This is a genomic window from Actinomadura kijaniata NBRC 14229, from assembly GCF_001552175.1.
In the GTDB taxonomy this organism is placed as follows: domain Bacteria; phylum Actinomycetota; class Actinomycetes; order Streptosporangiales; family Streptosporangiaceae; genus Spirillospora; species Spirillospora kijaniata.
The window spans coordinates 1-14,213 of record NZ_BCQR01000161.1 but is presented as its reverse complement, the minus strand read 5'-3'; the positions used below and the strand labels follow the sequence as shown (position 1 = coordinate 14,213).

13 protein-coding genes and 1 tRNA gene are annotated in these 14,213 nt (G+C 73.4%); 13 read left to right on the top strand and 1 reads right to left on the bottom strand.

Going from position 1 to position 14,213, the window contains the following annotated elements; translation table 11 throughout:
• Positions 1–204: 204 nt before the first annotated feature.
• The 7 genes from rplU (at position 205) to AKI01S_RS38135 (ending at position 7,606) form a co-directional block, all read left to right on the top strand.
• Entirely contained in the window at positions 205–519 is a 315-nt protein-coding gene (rplU, locus tag AKI01S_RS38165; RefSeq protein ID WP_067829513.1) for a 50S ribosomal protein L21, read from the top strand.
• Between the two features lie 15 nt (positions 520–534).
• Positions 535–792: a 50S ribosomal protein L27 gene (gene rpmA, locus AKI01S_RS38160; RefSeq protein WP_067829511.1), complete on the top strand. Its 258-nt coding sequence runs from the start codon at positions 535–537 to the stop codon at positions 790–792.
• 101 nt (positions 793–893) lie between these two features.
• Entirely contained in the window at positions 894–2,300 is a 1,407-nt protein-coding gene (obgE, locus tag AKI01S_RS38155) for a GTPase ObgE (protein ID WP_067829508.1), read from the top strand.
• 46 nt (positions 2,301–2,346) lie between these two features.
• Positions 2,347–3,468, top strand: a complete 1,122-nt coding sequence (gene proB, locus AKI01S_RS38150; RefSeq protein WP_174567452.1) for a glutamate 5-kinase — start codon at positions 2,347–2,349, stop codon at positions 3,466–3,468.
• Entirely contained in the window at positions 3,461–4,762 is a 1,302-nt protein-coding gene (locus AKI01S_RS38145) for a glutamate-5-semialdehyde dehydrogenase (RefSeq protein ID WP_067829505.1), read from the top strand. Before proB ends, AKI01S_RS38145 begins: the two co-directional genes overlap by 8 nt.
• Positions 4,763–5,107: 345 nt before the next feature.
• A complete protein-coding gene (locus AKI01S_RS38140) occupies positions 5,108–6,862 on the top strand; it encodes a TIGR03767 family metallophosphoesterase (RefSeq protein ID WP_067829502.1) in 1,755 nt (584 codons plus the stop codon).
• A gap of 90 nt (positions 6,863–6,952) precedes the next feature.
• Complete coding sequence (locus AKI01S_RS38135) at positions 6,953–7,606, top strand: TNT domain-containing protein (protein ID WP_067829500.1); 654 nt, start codon at positions 6,953–6,955, stop codon at positions 7,604–7,606.
• A 59-nt stretch (positions 7,607–7,665) separates the two neighbouring features.
• Here AKI01S_RS38135 and AKI01S_RS38130 read toward each other — a convergent pair whose 3' ends face one another.
• The gene (locus AKI01S_RS38130; protein ID WP_084000654.1) at positions 7,666–8,703 is read right to left on the bottom strand and encodes a M48 family metallopeptidase; all 1,038 of its coding nucleotides are present in this window, start codon (positions 8,701–8,703) and stop codon (positions 7,666–7,668) included.
• A 150-nt stretch (positions 8,704–8,853) separates the two neighbouring features.
• Between AKI01S_RS38130 and AKI01S_RS38125 the strand changes: the two genes are divergently transcribed.
• The 6 genes from AKI01S_RS38125 to AKI01S_RS38100 all read left to right on the top strand — a co-directional run.
• A complete protein-coding gene (locus AKI01S_RS38125; protein ID WP_218009980.1) occupies positions 8,854–10,143 on the top strand; it encodes a phenylacetate--CoA ligase family protein in 1,290 nt (429 codons plus the stop codon).
• A 46-nt stretch (positions 10,144–10,189) separates the two neighbouring features.
• Entirely contained in the window at positions 10,190–10,807 is a 618-nt protein-coding gene (gene nadD, locus AKI01S_RS38120) for a nicotinate-nucleotide adenylyltransferase (RefSeq protein WP_067829493.1), read from the top strand.
• A 167-nt stretch (positions 10,808–10,974) separates the two neighbouring features.
• Complete coding sequence (rsfS, locus tag AKI01S_RS38115) at positions 10,975–11,388, top strand: ribosome silencing factor (RefSeq protein WP_067829491.1); 414 nt, start codon at positions 10,975–10,977, stop codon at positions 11,386–11,388.
• A complete protein-coding gene (locus AKI01S_RS38110) occupies positions 11,381–12,031 on the top strand; it encodes a histidine phosphatase family protein (protein WP_067829488.1) in 651 nt (216 codons plus the stop codon). Before rsfS ends, AKI01S_RS38110 begins: the two co-directional genes overlap by 8 nt.
• 93 nt (positions 12,032–12,124) lie before the next feature.
• A tRNA-Ala gene (locus AKI01S_RS38105) sits at positions 12,125–12,197 on the top strand.
• A 236-nt stretch (positions 12,198–12,433) separates the two neighbouring features.
• Positions 12,434–14,213: hypothetical protein (locus tag AKI01S_RS38100; RefSeq protein WP_157420465.1), on the top strand; the 1,780-nt coding region annotated here is incomplete at its 3' end.

The following is a 14,213-nucleotide window of genomic DNA, read 5'->3' as shown; positions in this document are numbered from 1 at the left end:
TTGCACCCGATCCCTCACCGGATCTCACGGGTGTGCCTCCCGCCGATCCAGGCGGGACCAGCAGAGAGCGCCCAGGGGACCTCTCCTGAGGCGTGCCGCCATCGGCCCCGGCCGGTGGTAGGCCCCCAAACCTTGGGGGCTGGTGTTCAACCACGCGTGGGACCGGTTGACTCCGGAAGCGCGCGCAGACGAAGGGTTTCCGCGGTGTACGCGATTGTCCGCGCAGGCAGCCGCCAGGAGAAGGTGGCGGTCGACGACGAACTGCTCGTCGACAAGCTCACCGGTGACGCCGGTGACACGGTCAGCTTCCCGGCCATCCTGGTCGTCGACGGCGACAAGGTGGTCAGCAAGGCCGCCGAGCTGGCCAAGTACGAGGTGACCGCCGAGATCGTCGGCGCCGTCAAGGGCCCGAAGATCAACATCATGCACTACCGGAACAAGACCGGGTACAAGCGGCGCATGGGTCACCGCCAGCCGTACACCCAGGTCAAGATCACCGGTATCAAGGCCGGGAAGTAAGGGAGGCGTCGAACAATGGCACACAAGAAGGGCGCATCGTCCAGCCGTAACGGCCGCGACTCCAACGCCAAGCGCCTGGGTGTCAAGCGCTTCGGCGGCCAGGTCGTGAAGGCGGGCGAGATCCTGGTCCGCCAGCGCGGCACCCACTTCCACCCCGGCCCGGGCGTCGGCCGCGGCGGCGATGACACGCTGTTCGCGCTGGTCGCGGGCGCTGTCGAGTTCCGGCGTTACCGTGGTCGTAACGCCGTGAGCATCGTCCCGCCGGCGGAGTAATCCGCCGCACAGCGACGTTAGAGGTATCTGAGGGGCGGACCGCACCGGTCCGCCCCTTGGCCCTTTTCGGGGCCGATCCAGCGAGGCGAGGGAGAACGAGCGTGGCAGCAGGAGCCGGATCCGGCGCGCAGTTCGTGGACCGGGTGGTGCTGCACGTCGCCGCGGGCAACGGCGGCCACGGCTGCGCGTCCATCCACCGGGAGAAGTTCAAGCCGCTCGGCGGCCCGGACGGGGCCAACGGCGGCCGGGGCGGTGACGTGATCCTCGTCGTCGACTCCAACTCCGCCAGCCTGCTGGACTACCACCGGCGTCCGCACCGCAAGGCGACCAACGGCCGTCCCGGCCAGGGCGGGCACCGCACCGGGGCCAACGGCGAGGACATGGTCCTGCCGGTCCCCGACGGCACGGTCGTGAAGACCGTCGGCGGTGACGTGCTGGCCGACCTGGTGGGGGAGGGCACCCGGTTCGTGGTCGCGCGCGGCGGCCACGGCGGGCTCGGCAACGCCGCCCTGGCCTCCGCCAAGCGCAAGGCCCCCGGCTTCGCCCTGCTCGGCGAGCCCGGCGAGGCGCTGGACGTGGTGCTGGAGCTCAAGAGCGTCGCCGACGTGGCGCTGGTCGGGTTCCCCAGCGCCGGCAAGTCCTCGCTGATCGCGGCGCTGTCGGCGGCCAAGCCGAAGATCGCCGACTACCCGTTCACCACGCTGGTCCCGAACCTGGGCGTGGTCAGCGCGGGCGACACCACCTTCACCGTCGCCGACGTGCCCGGCCTGATCGAGGGGGCCAGCGAGGGCCGGGGCCTGGGGCTGGAGTTCCTGCGGCACATCGAGCGTTCCTCGACCCTGGCGCACGTGCTGGACTGCGCGACGATGGAGCCGGGCCGCGACCCGGTCAGCGACTTCGAGGTCATCGAGAAGGAGCTCCAGGCCTACGACCGCGTCCTCGGCGACCGCCCGCTGTCGGACCGGCCCCGGATCGTCGTGCTGAACAAGGTGGACGTGCCCGACGCCCGCGACCTGGCCGAGATGGTGCGGCCGGAGTTCGAGGCGCGCGGGCTGAAGGTGTTCGAGGTGTCGGCGGCCAGCCACGAGGGGCTGCGGGAGCTGTCGTTCGCGATGGCCGAGATGGTGAAGGGCTTCCGGGCGTCGCTGCCGCCCGCCGAGCCGACCCGCATCGTGATCCGCCCGACGCCGGTGCGCGGCGGCGTCGAGTTCGAGATCAAGAAGATGGGCGACAACACCTATCTGATCACCGGGGAGAAGCCGGTCCGCTGGCTGCGGCAGACCGACTTCCAGAACGAGGAGGCCGTCGGCTACCTGGCCGACCGGCTCAACCGCCTCGGCGTGGAGACCGCCCTGGCCGAGGCCGGGGCCGAGCCGGGCGCCACCGTCATGATCGGAACGGTCGACGAGTCGGTCGTGTTCGACTGGCACCCCGAGGTCGCCGCCGGGACCGACGACGGCAGCGCGGGCCCGCGCGGCTCCGACCGCCGCCTGGACGACTACCGCTGACCCTCCCCGTGACCCATCGGCCCTGATCCCCCGAGGGAAACCACCCATGAGTGCTCGCCCGACGATCGCCAAGGCCCGGCGGATCGTGGTGAAGGCAGGTTCGTCGTCGCTCACCACGTCCGAGGGCACGATCGACGCCGACCGCATCGACGCCCTGGTGGACGTGCTGGCCGCGCGCCGCGCCGCGGGCACCGAGGTCGTGTTCGTCTCCTCGGGGGCGATCGCGGCGGGGCTCGGCCCGCTGGGGCTGAGCCGCCGCCCGCGCGACCTGGCCACGCAGCAGGCGGCGGCGAGCGTCGGCCAGGGCCGGCTGGTCGCCCGCTACACGTCCTCGTTCGCCCGGTACGGCCTGACGGTGGGACAGGTGCTGCTGACGGCCGACGACATGATGCGGCGCTCGCACCACCGCAACGCCCAGCGCGCGATCCACCAGCTCCTCGCCCTCGGCATCGTCCCGATCGTCAACGAGAACGACACCGTCGCCACCGACGAGATCCGCTTCGGGGACAACGACCGCCTGGCCGCGCTGGTCGCCCACCTGACCCGCGCCGACGCGGTGGTCCTGCTGTCGGACGTGGACGCCCTCTACACCGGCGACCCGCGCCGGCCGGGCGCGCGCCGCATCGACGAGGTGCACGGCCCCGAGGACCTGGCGGGGATCCAGCTGGGCGGCTCGGGCCGGGTCGGCACCGGCGGCATGGTCACCAAGGTGGAGGCCGCGCGCATCGCCGGCGTCCCGGTGGTCCTCACCAACGCCGCCCAGGCCGCCTCCGCGCTCGCCGGGGAGCCGGTCGGCACCTACTTCCACCCGCAGGGGACGCGGCGTTCCACCCGCCACCTGTGGCTCGCGCACGCCACCACCGGGCAGGGCCGGGTGGTGCTGGACGCGGGCGCGGTCGAGGCGGTCGTCCGGCGCGGCAAGTCGCTGCTGCCCGCCGGGGTGACCGGCGTGGAGGGCGAGTTCGCGGCGGGCGACCCGGTGGACCTGTGCGACCCGGCGGGCACCGTGGTGGCGCGCGGCCTGGTCAACTACGACGCGGGGGAGATCCCGGACCTGATGGGACGCTCCACCCGCTGGCTGGCCCGCGAGCTGGGGCCGGAGTACGAACGCGAGATCATTCACCGCGACGACCTTGTGATCCTGGAAGGCGGAGGACCCCATGAGTGATCACGAACGCGAGGAGTTCCTGCGGGTGGCGCGCCGCGCCCGGGAGGCCGCCGCCGGACTGGCCCCCCTGCCGCGCTCGGTCAAGGACGCGGCGCTGCACGCGATCGCCGACGCGCTGGTGGCGAGCGCCGCCGAGATCGTCAAGGCGAACGCGTCCGACGTCGCCCGCGCCCGCGACAACGGCACCTCCGAGTACATGATCGACCGGCTGAGCCTGTCGCCGGAGCGGATCGAGGCGATCGCCGCCGCCGTCCGCCAGGTCGCCGCCCTCCCGGACCCGGTCGGCGAGACCATCCGGGGCAACGTCCTGCCCAACGGCCTGGAGCTGCGCCAGGTCCGCGTGCCGCTCGGCGTCGTCGGCATCATCTACGAGGGCCGCCCCAACGTCACCGTCGACGCCGCCGCCCTGTGCCTGAAGAGCGGCAACGTGGCGATGCTGCGCGGCTCGTCGTCGGCGTTCGACTCCAACACGGCGCTGGTCGGCGTCATGCAGGCCGCCCTGGAGGGCACCGGCGTGCCGTCCGACGCGGTCCAGCTGGTCCCCGGCACCTCCCGCGAGTCGGTCAAGCACCTGATGCGCGCCCGCGGCCTGGTGGACGTGCTGATCCCGCGCGGCGGCGCGTCCCTGATCAACTCGGTCGTCGAGGAGTCCACCGTCCCGGTGATCGAGACCGGCGTCGGCAACTGCTCGGTCTACGTGGACGCCGCCGCCGACGTGGACATGGCCGTGGACATCCTGGTCAACGCCAAGACGCAGCGTCCCTCGGTCTGCAACGCGGCCGAGACGTTCCTGGTCCACGCCGACATCGCCGACGCGTTCCTGCCCGCGGCCCTGGCGGCGCTGAAGGCGAAGGGCGTGACCGTCCACGGCGACGAGCGGGTCCGCGCCCACTCCCCGGACGTCGTGGAGGCCACCGAGGACGACTGGTACGCCGAGTACCTGTCCCTCGACATCGCCGCCCGCGTCGTGGACACCCTCGACGAGGCCGTGGCGCACATCCGCCGGTACGGCTCGGGCCACACCGAGGCGATCGTGACCACGTCCCAGCCGGCCGCCAAGCGCTTCGTGGCGCTGGTGGACTCGGCGGCGGTCATGGTCAACGCCTCGACCCGCTTCACCGACGGCGAGGAGTTCGGCTTCGGCGCGGAGATCGGCATCTCGACCCAGAAACTGCACGCCCGCGGCCCGATGGGCCTGCCGGAACTGACCTCGACCAAGTACGTGGTCACCGGCGAAGGCCACTTGAAGGGAGAGACGCCGCCTGCCCCGGGGATCGGCTGCTCCAACGCTTAATTGATTTGCTTCCCGGCCCAGCCCCTCCGCGCGGAGCGCTCCGGGGCTGACCGCTGTGTTCATCGGCTCCACGGCCCAATCCCTCCGCCCTGGGGGCTCCGGGATTGACCGCTGCGCGGGCGAGCGCTGCATCGCTTCGCGATCTTCCGCCGGGATCTCGCCTTCGGCCTTGATCCCGGCCTCAGCCTCCGGACGCGCTCGCGTACGTGGCCGGGGTCTGCGCACTTGATGGAAGGAACCCCGTCCGGCTCTGCCGGGCGGGGTTCTCCTGTTCATGGAGGGGACTCTTATTTGTGACATCTTGACCCTTGATGTCACGTTGTAAGTGTGGTCTGATCCACTGCTGTGACTCCTGAGATCAACCGCCGTGGTGTCCTGCGGGGTGCCGCCCTCGGGGCGGGGATCGTCGCCGCCGGGCCCGTCCTGTTCCCCGCCCGTCCCGCCTCCGCCGCTCCCGGCCTGCGGGGTCCCGTCGCCGGGACCACCCTCGACCGCACGCTGGTGCTCGGCCGTCCCGGACGGGGCGGCTACCGCGAGGTCGTCGCCGGGCCCGGTGAGCCGCACGTGCTCCGCCGTGACCTCGGCGGCGTCGCCTCGGCGCGCCGGGCCGCCCGGCGGCGCGGGCTGCTGGCGTTCGGGCACCTCACCGACGTGCACGTCGTCGACGCGCAGTCCCCGGCGCGGGTGGAGTTCCTCGACCGGTTCAAGGACGCGCTGAAGGTCCTGCCGGTGGAGGGGGCCTGGCGGCCCCAGGAGTTCCTGTCCACGCACGTCGCCGAGTCCATGGTGCGGGCGGTGAACCGGGTCGGGCGGGGCCCGGCGACCGGGCTGCCGCTGGCGTTCACGATCAACACCGGCGACGCCGCCGACAACGTCCAGCACAACGAGGTCCGCTGGATCATCGACCTGCTCGACGGCGAACGCGTCCACCCCGACTCGGGCGACCCGAACCGCTACGAGGGCGTCCAGGACTGGGTGAACTACGACACCGGGTTCTGGCACCCCGACGGCCCGCCGCCCGGCGCCCGGGCCGACGTCGCCATCGCCCGGCACGGGTTCCCGCGCGTGCGGGGCCTGCTGGACGCCGCGCGCCGCCCGTTCCGGGCGACCGGCCTGAACGCGCCGTGGCTGGCGGTGTTCGGCAACCACGACGGCCTCGTCCAGGGCAACCTGCCGATCAACCCCCTGGTCACCGCGCTCGCCACCGGCGGCGTCAAGATCGGCGCGCCGGGAAGCCCCGCGCAGGCCGAACGCCTCGCCCGCATGATCCGCGACGGCGACGGCCGCGAGCTGACCCGGCTCGCCCGCCGGGAGAACGGCCTGGGCGGCCTGCTGCGCCCCGTCACCCCCGACCCGCGCCGCCGGATGCTGTCGCGCGCCGAGGTCGTCCGCGAGCACTTCGCCACCAGCGCCGCCCTCAAGGGCCACGGCTTCACCGCCGCGAACCTGCGCGACGGGACCGCCTACTACGCGTTCGACCAGGGGATCGTGCGGGGCCTGGTGCTCGACACCGTCAACCCCCACGGCTACTCCGAGGGCTCCCTCGACCGCGCCCAGTTCCGGTGGCTGGAGAAGCAGCTCGTCGCGGGCAGCGGCCGCTACACCGACGCCAGGGGCGACGTCGTGCGGCAGAAGGTCAGGGACCGCCTGTTCGTGCTGTTCAGCCACCACACCCTGGCATCGATGGGCAACCCCCTCGGCGGCGGCCGGGTCCTCGGCGACGAGGTGGAGGCGCTGCTGCTGCGCTTCCCCAACGTCGTCCTGTGGGTCAACGGCCACACCCACGTCAACGAGGTCGTCCCGCACCCCCGCAAGGGAGGCGGCGGCTTCTGGGAGGTCAACACCGCCGCCCACATCGACTTCCCGCAGCAGGCCCGCGTCGTCGAGCTGGCCGACAACGGCGACGGCACCCTGTCGGTGTTCGCGACCGTGCTGGACTCGGCCGGTCCCGAGGCGTTCGGCGGCCGCCTGAACGATCCCGTCCACCTGTCGTCGCTGTCGCGCGAGCTGGCCGCCAACGACTGGCAGGACGAGCCCGAGCACCGCCGCGGCAAGGCCGAGGACCGCAACGTCGAACTGCTGGTCCCCGCCCCCTTCTGACCGGCCCCGGCCGCCCGCTGACGCTTGTCACTCAACGTGCGTCCATTCACACTGAGTGTGACAAGACCCACCTTTCACGGAAGGCGGCCCATGCCCCTGCGAAGACGACTCGCCTGGCTGCTCTCGTTCCTCGTCCTGCTGCTCGCCCCCGCCCCGGCGGCCCTGGCCGCGCCGCCGATCCCCGCCGTCGCCTGCTCCGCCGAGGACTATCGCGGCGACCCCCGGCTCGGCCCGGCCGTGCTGCCCGACCGCGGCGTGGTCGGCCGCGAACTGCGCGGCTACCGGCGGTTCGGGAAGCTGTCGGCCTCCGGGTTCCTGGCCCGCCACTGGGATCCGGCCGCCAACGACGGCCGCGGCGGCTGGCGCTACCCGCCCGCCGACGGCTTCGTGATCGGCCGGGACGGCAAGCCGGTCAAGCGGGTGACCACCCTGGTCCCGCGCCAGCGCGTCGACCGGTTCGGCAGCGAGTACGGCGCGTTCCTGGCCCGCTACGGCGAGCGCTACGCCCGGCGCTCCATCCCACCGCAGAACCTCGACAACGCCGAGAACCCGGCGGGCTGCAACTGGCGCGCCTACGTGGTGCGGCGCGCGTTCCGCGTGGAGGCGGGCCCGGTCGCGCCCGCGTTCGAACAGCCCGGCCGCGGCATCCAGTACAAGCTCGACGGCGCTCTCGTCCCCGGATCCCCGGCCCGCCTGAACGTCCTGTGGCTGGTCGAGAACGGCTACCTCGCCCGCCTCAACTGACACCCGCCCGACAAGGCGAAGGGCCGCCGGACGTCCGGCGGCCCTTTTCCGAGCCGGGATCAGTTGGCGGTGGTGGTGCCGCCGTCGCGGCGGCGGTTCACCCGGTCGAAGATGCCGGCCGCCACGTCGGCGGCGGCGTCGGCCGCGCCCCGCACCTTCCCGATGAACGGGTCGGCGGTCCGCTCCCACGACTCCTTGTAGGCCTGGGCGGCGTTGCGCATCTCGTCGGTGACGCTCGCCTCGCCGTCCTCGGCGCGGCGCGGGTACTCGCCCGCCAGGATCCGCTGGTAGTCACCCTCACGCGCCCACCGGTCGATCTCCGCGAACCGCACCACGACCTCCGGGTGCGACTGCGGCAGCAGGTTCAGGAACTTCAGCAGGCCGTCGCGCACGTCGCCCGCCGCGTCGTACTCGCGGGCCTGCTCCAGGAACGCCTCGGTGCTCATCTCGTGCAACCGGGTCCCGCCCGCCAGCTTCATCAGGACGCGCTTGGACGCCTCCAGGTCCTGCCCGGCCAGCAGCCCGGCGCGGTCGGCCGACAGCTCGGCCTTCCGGAACCACTCCTTCAGCCCGATGATGATCCCGCCGATGGCGATGTTCCCCAGCGGCAGCCAGGCCAGCCGGGCCCCCAGCGACAGCAGGATCTGCATCATCGTCTGGTAGACCGCGTGCCCGGACAGGATGTGGCCGACCTCGTGGCCGATGACCGCGCGCAGCTCCTCCTCGTCCAGCAGGTCCAGCAGGCCCGTGTTCACCACGATGAACGGGCGGTCCGAGCCCAGCGCCATCGCGTTGGGCGCCGGGTCCTGCTTCACGTAGACCTCGGGGACCTCGGCCAGGTCCAGGATGTAGCAGGCGTCACGGGTCATGTCGTACAGGTGCCGGAACTGCCCCTCGCCCGCGCGCACGCTGCCCGCCAGGAAGTGCAGCCGGAACGCCCGCTCGTTGAACAGGCCCGACAGCTTGCGCAGCACGACGTCGAACCCGGACAGCGAGCGCAGCGCGACCAGCGCCGAACGATCCGCCGGGTGTTCGTAGGCCCGGGAACTGATCCCGGGAAAGCGCGTGCGTGCCCGATCCGGTGTGTTCTCCGTCATGTTCGGCATGCTACGTCCGACGAACCGCGTCCTTCACGGGTTCCCGACGTGCCGGAATAGTCCGCCCCCGGCCCCGGAGGGTCTTGCGCCGCGCCCGGACCGCGGGATGTACTGCCTGCCAGCGGGAGAGGGCGGGCGCGAGGAGGCGCGGTGTTCGATCCGAAGGCCGAGGCGATGTCGCGGGACGAACGGGCCGCGCTGCAACGCCACCGCCTGTGGGGCCTGGTGGACCGGCTGCTGGCCGCCGACGGCGTCCAGGGACGCCGCCTGCGGGAGGCCGGGGTCGAGGGCGGCGCGGACGTCACCCTCGCCGGGCTGCGCGAGCTGCCGTTCACCACCAAGCAGGACCTGTGGGACCACTACCCGTTCGGGATGCTGGCGGTGCCCCGCGACCAGGTCGCCGCCGTGCACGGCTCGTCGGGCACGCGCGGCCGCCCCACCCTCGTCGCCTACACCAGGGCCGACCTGGACCTGTGGGCCGCGATGTGCGCGCGTTCGCTGGCGTGCGCCGGGGCCGGGCCCGGCAGCGTCGTCCACAACGCCTACGGCTACGGCCTGTTCACCGGCGGCATGGGCGTCCACCAGGGCGCCGTCGCCCTCGGCGCGACCGTGGTCCCCATGTCCGGCGGCATGACCGAACGCCAGATCCGCCTGCTGTCGGACCTGCGCGCCGACATCCTCACCTGCACCCCCGCCTACGCGCTGCGCCTCGGCGAGGCCGCCGCCGAGGCCGGGGTGGAACTGCCCTCCCTCAAGGCCGGGATCTTCGGCGCCGAGCCCTGGTCGGAGGAGCTGCGCGCCGCGATCGAACGCGTCCTGCCGCTCAAGGCCCTCGACATCTACGGGCTCTCGGAGGTGATCGGCCCCGGCGTCGCCACCGAATGCCTGGAACAGAACGGCCTGCACGTCAACGAGGACCACTTCGTCGTCGAGGCGATCGACCCCGCCACCGGCGCGCCCGTCCCCGACGGACGGCCCGGCGAACTGGTCTTCACCACCCCGACCAAGCAGGCCCTCCCCCTGCTGCGCTACCGCACCGGCGACATCGCCTCCCTCACCCCCGGCGACTGCCCCTGCGGCCGGACCCTGGTCCGGATGAGCAAGGTCACCGGCCGCGCCGACGACATGCTGGTGATCAGGGGCGTGAACGTCTACCCCAGCGAGGTCGAACGCGTCCTGCTCGCCTCCGGCCTGGTCCGCCCGCACTACCAGCTCGTCGTCGACGCCCGGCGGCCCGCGCTGCGGCTGCTGGTGGCCTGCGAGGCGCTCACCGGGACCGACCCCGCGCCGGAGCTCACCGCCGCCCTCCAGGCCGAACTGGGCCTGCACGCCGACGTCGCCGCGCTGCCCGCTGGGACCGTCCCGCGCGTGGAGGTCGGCAAGGCCGTGCGCGTCGTGCGCTGGGAGTCGGGCCCACCGCCGCTCCCCGGCCTGGACTGAGACCCGCCCGACCGGGGCGCCCCGGCGGCTGGCTATTCTCGTCGGCATGACGCAAAAGCGGCGCTTGGGGATCATGGGTGGGACGTTCGACCCGATCCACCACGGCCACCTGGTGGCCGCCAGTGAGGTCGCGCACTACTTCTCGCTGGACGAGGTCGTGTTCGTCCCCACCGGCGTCTCCTCCCACAAGGACGACCGGAAGATCGCCCCGGCCGAGGACCGGTACCTGATGACGGTGATCGCCACCGCGTCCAACCCGCGCTTCTCGGTCAGCCGCATCGACATCGACCGGCCCGGCCCCACCTACACCGCCGACACCCTGCGGGACATGCGCGACCTGCACGGCCCCGGCACCGAACTGTTCTTCATCACCGGCGCCGACGCCCTCGGCAAGATGCTGACCTGGCACGACACCGACGAACTGTTCGAACTGGCCCACTTCGTCGGCGTCACCCGCCCCGGCCACCAACTGGCCGACCCCGGCCTGCCCGACGGCCGCGTCAGCCTGATGGAGGTCCCCGCCCTGTCGATCTCCTCCACCGAATGCCGGGACCGGGTCCGCGCCGGCGAACCCATCTGGTACCTCGTCCCCGACGGCATCGTGCAGTACATCAACAAACGCTCGCTCTACCGCGACCACGAGACCGCCGCCACCCCGTCCTGACCACCCGCCACAAAAGATTACGGGCATCAGCGCACGCGCCATACCCTGAGAGGGAAGGGCCGACCCGGCCAGACCGGGACGGCGACATCGACCAAGGGCGCCCCGGTCCCCGCCGTGAGAGGCTGGAACCGGGAACCGACCCCTACAGGGAGGATCGCGAGCGCACCGTGACCGCATCCGACAGAGCCACGCAGCTCGTCCGGATCGCCGCCGAGGCGGCGGGCGACAAGCTGGCCGACGACATCCTTGCCTACGACGTGAGCGAGCAGCTCGTCATCACCGACGCGTTCGTTCTCTGCTCGGCGCCCAACGACCGCCAGGTCCGCGCCATCGTCGACGAGATCGAGAAGCGCCTGCGCGAGGAGGCCGACGCCAAGCCGGTCCGCCGCGAGGGCGAGCGGGACGGCCGCTGGGTGCTCCTCGACTACATCGACGTGATCGTGCACGTCCAGCACGAGGAGGAGCGGCTCTTCTACGCCCTGGAGCGGCTGTGGAAGGACTGCCCCACCCTGCCGCTCCCCGAGCACGTCAACGCGCACGCCGAGCAGCGCGGCCGCGCCGTGGGGAGCGCGCGTGACTGACCGCGTTCCCGGCAAGCGCCGTCTCGTGCTGTGGCGGCACGGCCAGACCTCCTGGAACGTCGAACGCCGCTTCCAGGGCAAGACCGACATCCCCCTGGACGACACCGGCCTCGACCAGGCCGCGAACGCCGCCCGCCTGCTGGCCGCGCTGCGCCCCACGGCGATCCTCGCCTCCCCCCTCCAGCGCGCCGCCGCCACCGCCCAGGCCCTGGCCGCCGTCACCGGCCTGCCCGTCGACCACGACCCGGACCTGATGGAACGCGACGGCGGCGCATGGGAGGGCCTCACCGCCCGCGAGATCCGCGAACGCTACCCCGAGGAACACGCCCGCTGGGAACCCCCCGGCGGCGAGACCAGCGCCCAGGTCGCCAAGCGCGTCGGCACCGCCCTGGAACGCGCCGCCGCCGCCCTGCCCCCCACCGGCCTGCTCGTGGTCGCCTCCCACGGCGCGGCCCTGCGGCTCGGCATGTCCCACATGCTCGGCCTGCCCGAAGAGGTCTGGGAACGCCTCGGCGGCCTCTCCAACTGCTGCTGGTCGGTCCTGGCCGAAATGCGCGACGGCGGCTGGCGCCTCGTCGAACACAACGCCGGAACCCTCCCCGAACCCGTCCTGTCCGACGACCGCACCGACAACGGCGCCTGACCCCCCCGACCCCCACCCGACCCGTTCGAACTCCCGCCCGAAGTCCTATATGCTGGCGGAGCACTGCGGGGGTGAACGCCCACCGCAGAGCACGGGGCTATGGCGCAGTTGGTAGCGCGCCTCCATGGCATGGAGGAGGTCTGGGGTTCGAATCCCCATAGCTCCACTTCAGACCTAGGGCCAGTGTGGTCAGCGATCTTCGTCGCTTTCCCGCTGGTCCTTCGTCGTGTCGGCCCGGGGGGCGACCCCCCGGAACCCCCCGGCTCCACCGCCCGCCCCCACCCACCCGCCCCCACCCACCCGCCTGGCGTTCCGCCCCTTTCCGGTGGCTGGGGCTAGGGTGGTCTGCGGCCGGAAGGCCGCCGCCCTTCGGCGGTTCACGACCGCGAACGAGGGAACGCGATGCCGTATCTGGTGGAGATCGATCTCGCCGGGCCGCCGCCCGACGAGGGGGACCTGCTCCCGATGCTCGACACGCTCGCGGCCGCGATCGAGGAGGAGCGCCGGGGCGTCCGCGCCGACCCCGAACGCGTCCTCGACTACCAGGTGCTCGGGCACTCCGGCGGCGCGCGGATACGGGTCGTCCTGGACGTCGAGGACGTCGAACGGGCCTGGCTGGCGGCCGCCACGCTGACCGGCTACCTGACCACCTGGAGCCCCGGGCTCGTCGACCGCACCGTGTCCGGGATGAGCATCACCGCCGTCACCGGCGCCCGCGACGGCGACGCCGACTGGCTGCCGCCGCCCGAGGAGGGACTGCCGGTGGGACGCCGCCCGCTGGCGGCGCTGCTGGACGACCAGGCGCTGCCACTGGCCGCCCACTACCTGCTCGCCGGAGCCGTCCGCACGCTGTGGAACCCCGTGCTGCGGTCGAGCCAGCCGGTCGTCGCCCCCGAGGACGTGGTCGCCGGAGCCGCCGAGCACCCCTGGGACCGCGAACTCGTCGACGTGCTCGGACCGCTGCTGATCGCCGCCGCCCGCCGGGAACCGGCCGAGGCGCGCGGCGGCCCCCTGGTCGCGCGCGGCGGCGGCAGCCCCGAACTCGCCCGCGACCTGCTGCACCGCGCCCGCCAGGCCGCCGCCCGAACCGACGACGACCTGGTCGCGGGCCGGGACCTGATGGAGTCCTTCACCGCCGACCACCACCTGGACTGGCAGGAGGCGGCGGGCCGGGGCCCCGACGCGCGCGGCTGGAACGCCGTCCGGCGGCAGCGCGAACTGCTGTGGGCGGGCCTGCGCGCCCTGGCCACCCTCGCCCAGCGCTGGTCCCACGTCCCGGGCCCGTGGAGCCTGCTGGCGGAACTGGTGGACGAGGACGACCTCGTCGCGCTGCTCGCGGCCCGCGAGGTCGCGATCATCGAGTTCTCCACGGCGGAGGACCTGGCCGACACCCGCAACGCCGCCGCCGCGCACGCGGCGGTGTGGCTGGCGCTGCGGCGCGGGCGGCTGCTGGACGCCCCGGCGGGCCGGCGGCTGGTCGAGGACCTGGTCGAGGGGATCGACCAGTTCCGCTACGTCGTCAACAGCGCGCTGGTCGAACTGGGAGCGGCGCCGCTGGCCGCCGCGCTGCGCGAGGCGCCGGTGCCCGCCCCGGTGGCCGACGCCCTCACCGACTTCGCGCGGGCGCTGGCCGAGACCGAGATCGACGTCCCCAGCGGGGTGGACGCGTTCGGGGACATGCTGGGGATGCTGGAGGAGGCGCTGCGGCCGGGCGAGGGGCTGCCGGACCGCGTCCGGGGCGTGCTGGAGGTCCTGGGCCGGGCGGCCGCGCTGGCGGCGCTGGAGGAGGTCGATCCCGAGTTCGCCCGGGGCCCGGAGGAACTGGCGGCCGGGCTGCTGGCCGACGCCGCCGACAGCGCCAGCCTGTTCCTGGTGGAGGAGGACGACGCCGACGAGGCCGTGCGGATGCGCGCGCTGGCCGCCGTCGCGCGGGTGAGCGCCGAGGCCGCCGGGGCGATGGCGGCGGACCTGCCCGACCTCGACGGCGACGACCCCCGGCTGGAACCCGTCGCCCGCGACCGGGCCCGCCGCTGGGTCGAGACCGCCCTGGCCGGGGCGGCGGACGCGGACAAGGCGGCCGACGCGGTGCGCGGCGGGCTCGGCCCGGACGCCCGCGAGATCCTCGCGGCGGTCGTGTCCGGCGAGGGCCCGCCCGGCTGGTGGCCGGTGCGCCGGGTGACGG

What these genes read in the sequence shown, in the direction of transcription:
- AKI01S_RS38130 (WP_084000654.1), bottom strand. Translation starts at nt 8,703, where the DNA reads ATGACGGAGAACACACCGGATCGGGCACGCACGCGCTTTCCCGGGATC.
- proB (WP_174567452.1), top strand. Translation starts at nt 2,347, where the DNA reads ATGAGTGCTCGCCCGACGATCGCCAAGGCCCGGCGGATCGTGGTGAAG.
- nadD (WP_067829493.1), top strand. Translation starts at nt 10,190, where the DNA reads ATGACGCAAAAGCGGCGCTTGGGGATCATGGGTGGGACGTTCGACCCG.
- AKI01S_RS38135 (WP_067829500.1), top strand. Translation starts at nt 6,953, where the DNA reads ATGCCCCTGCGAAGACGACTCGCCTGGCTGCTCTCGTTCCTCGTCCTG.
- AKI01S_RS38145 (WP_067829505.1), top strand. Translation starts at nt 3,461, where the DNA reads ATGAGTGATCACGAACGCGAGGAGTTCCTGCGGGTGGCGCGCCGCGCC.
- rpmA (WP_067829511.1), top strand. Translation starts at nt 535, where the DNA reads ATGGCACACAAGAAGGGCGCATCGTCCAGCCGTAACGGCCGCGACTCC.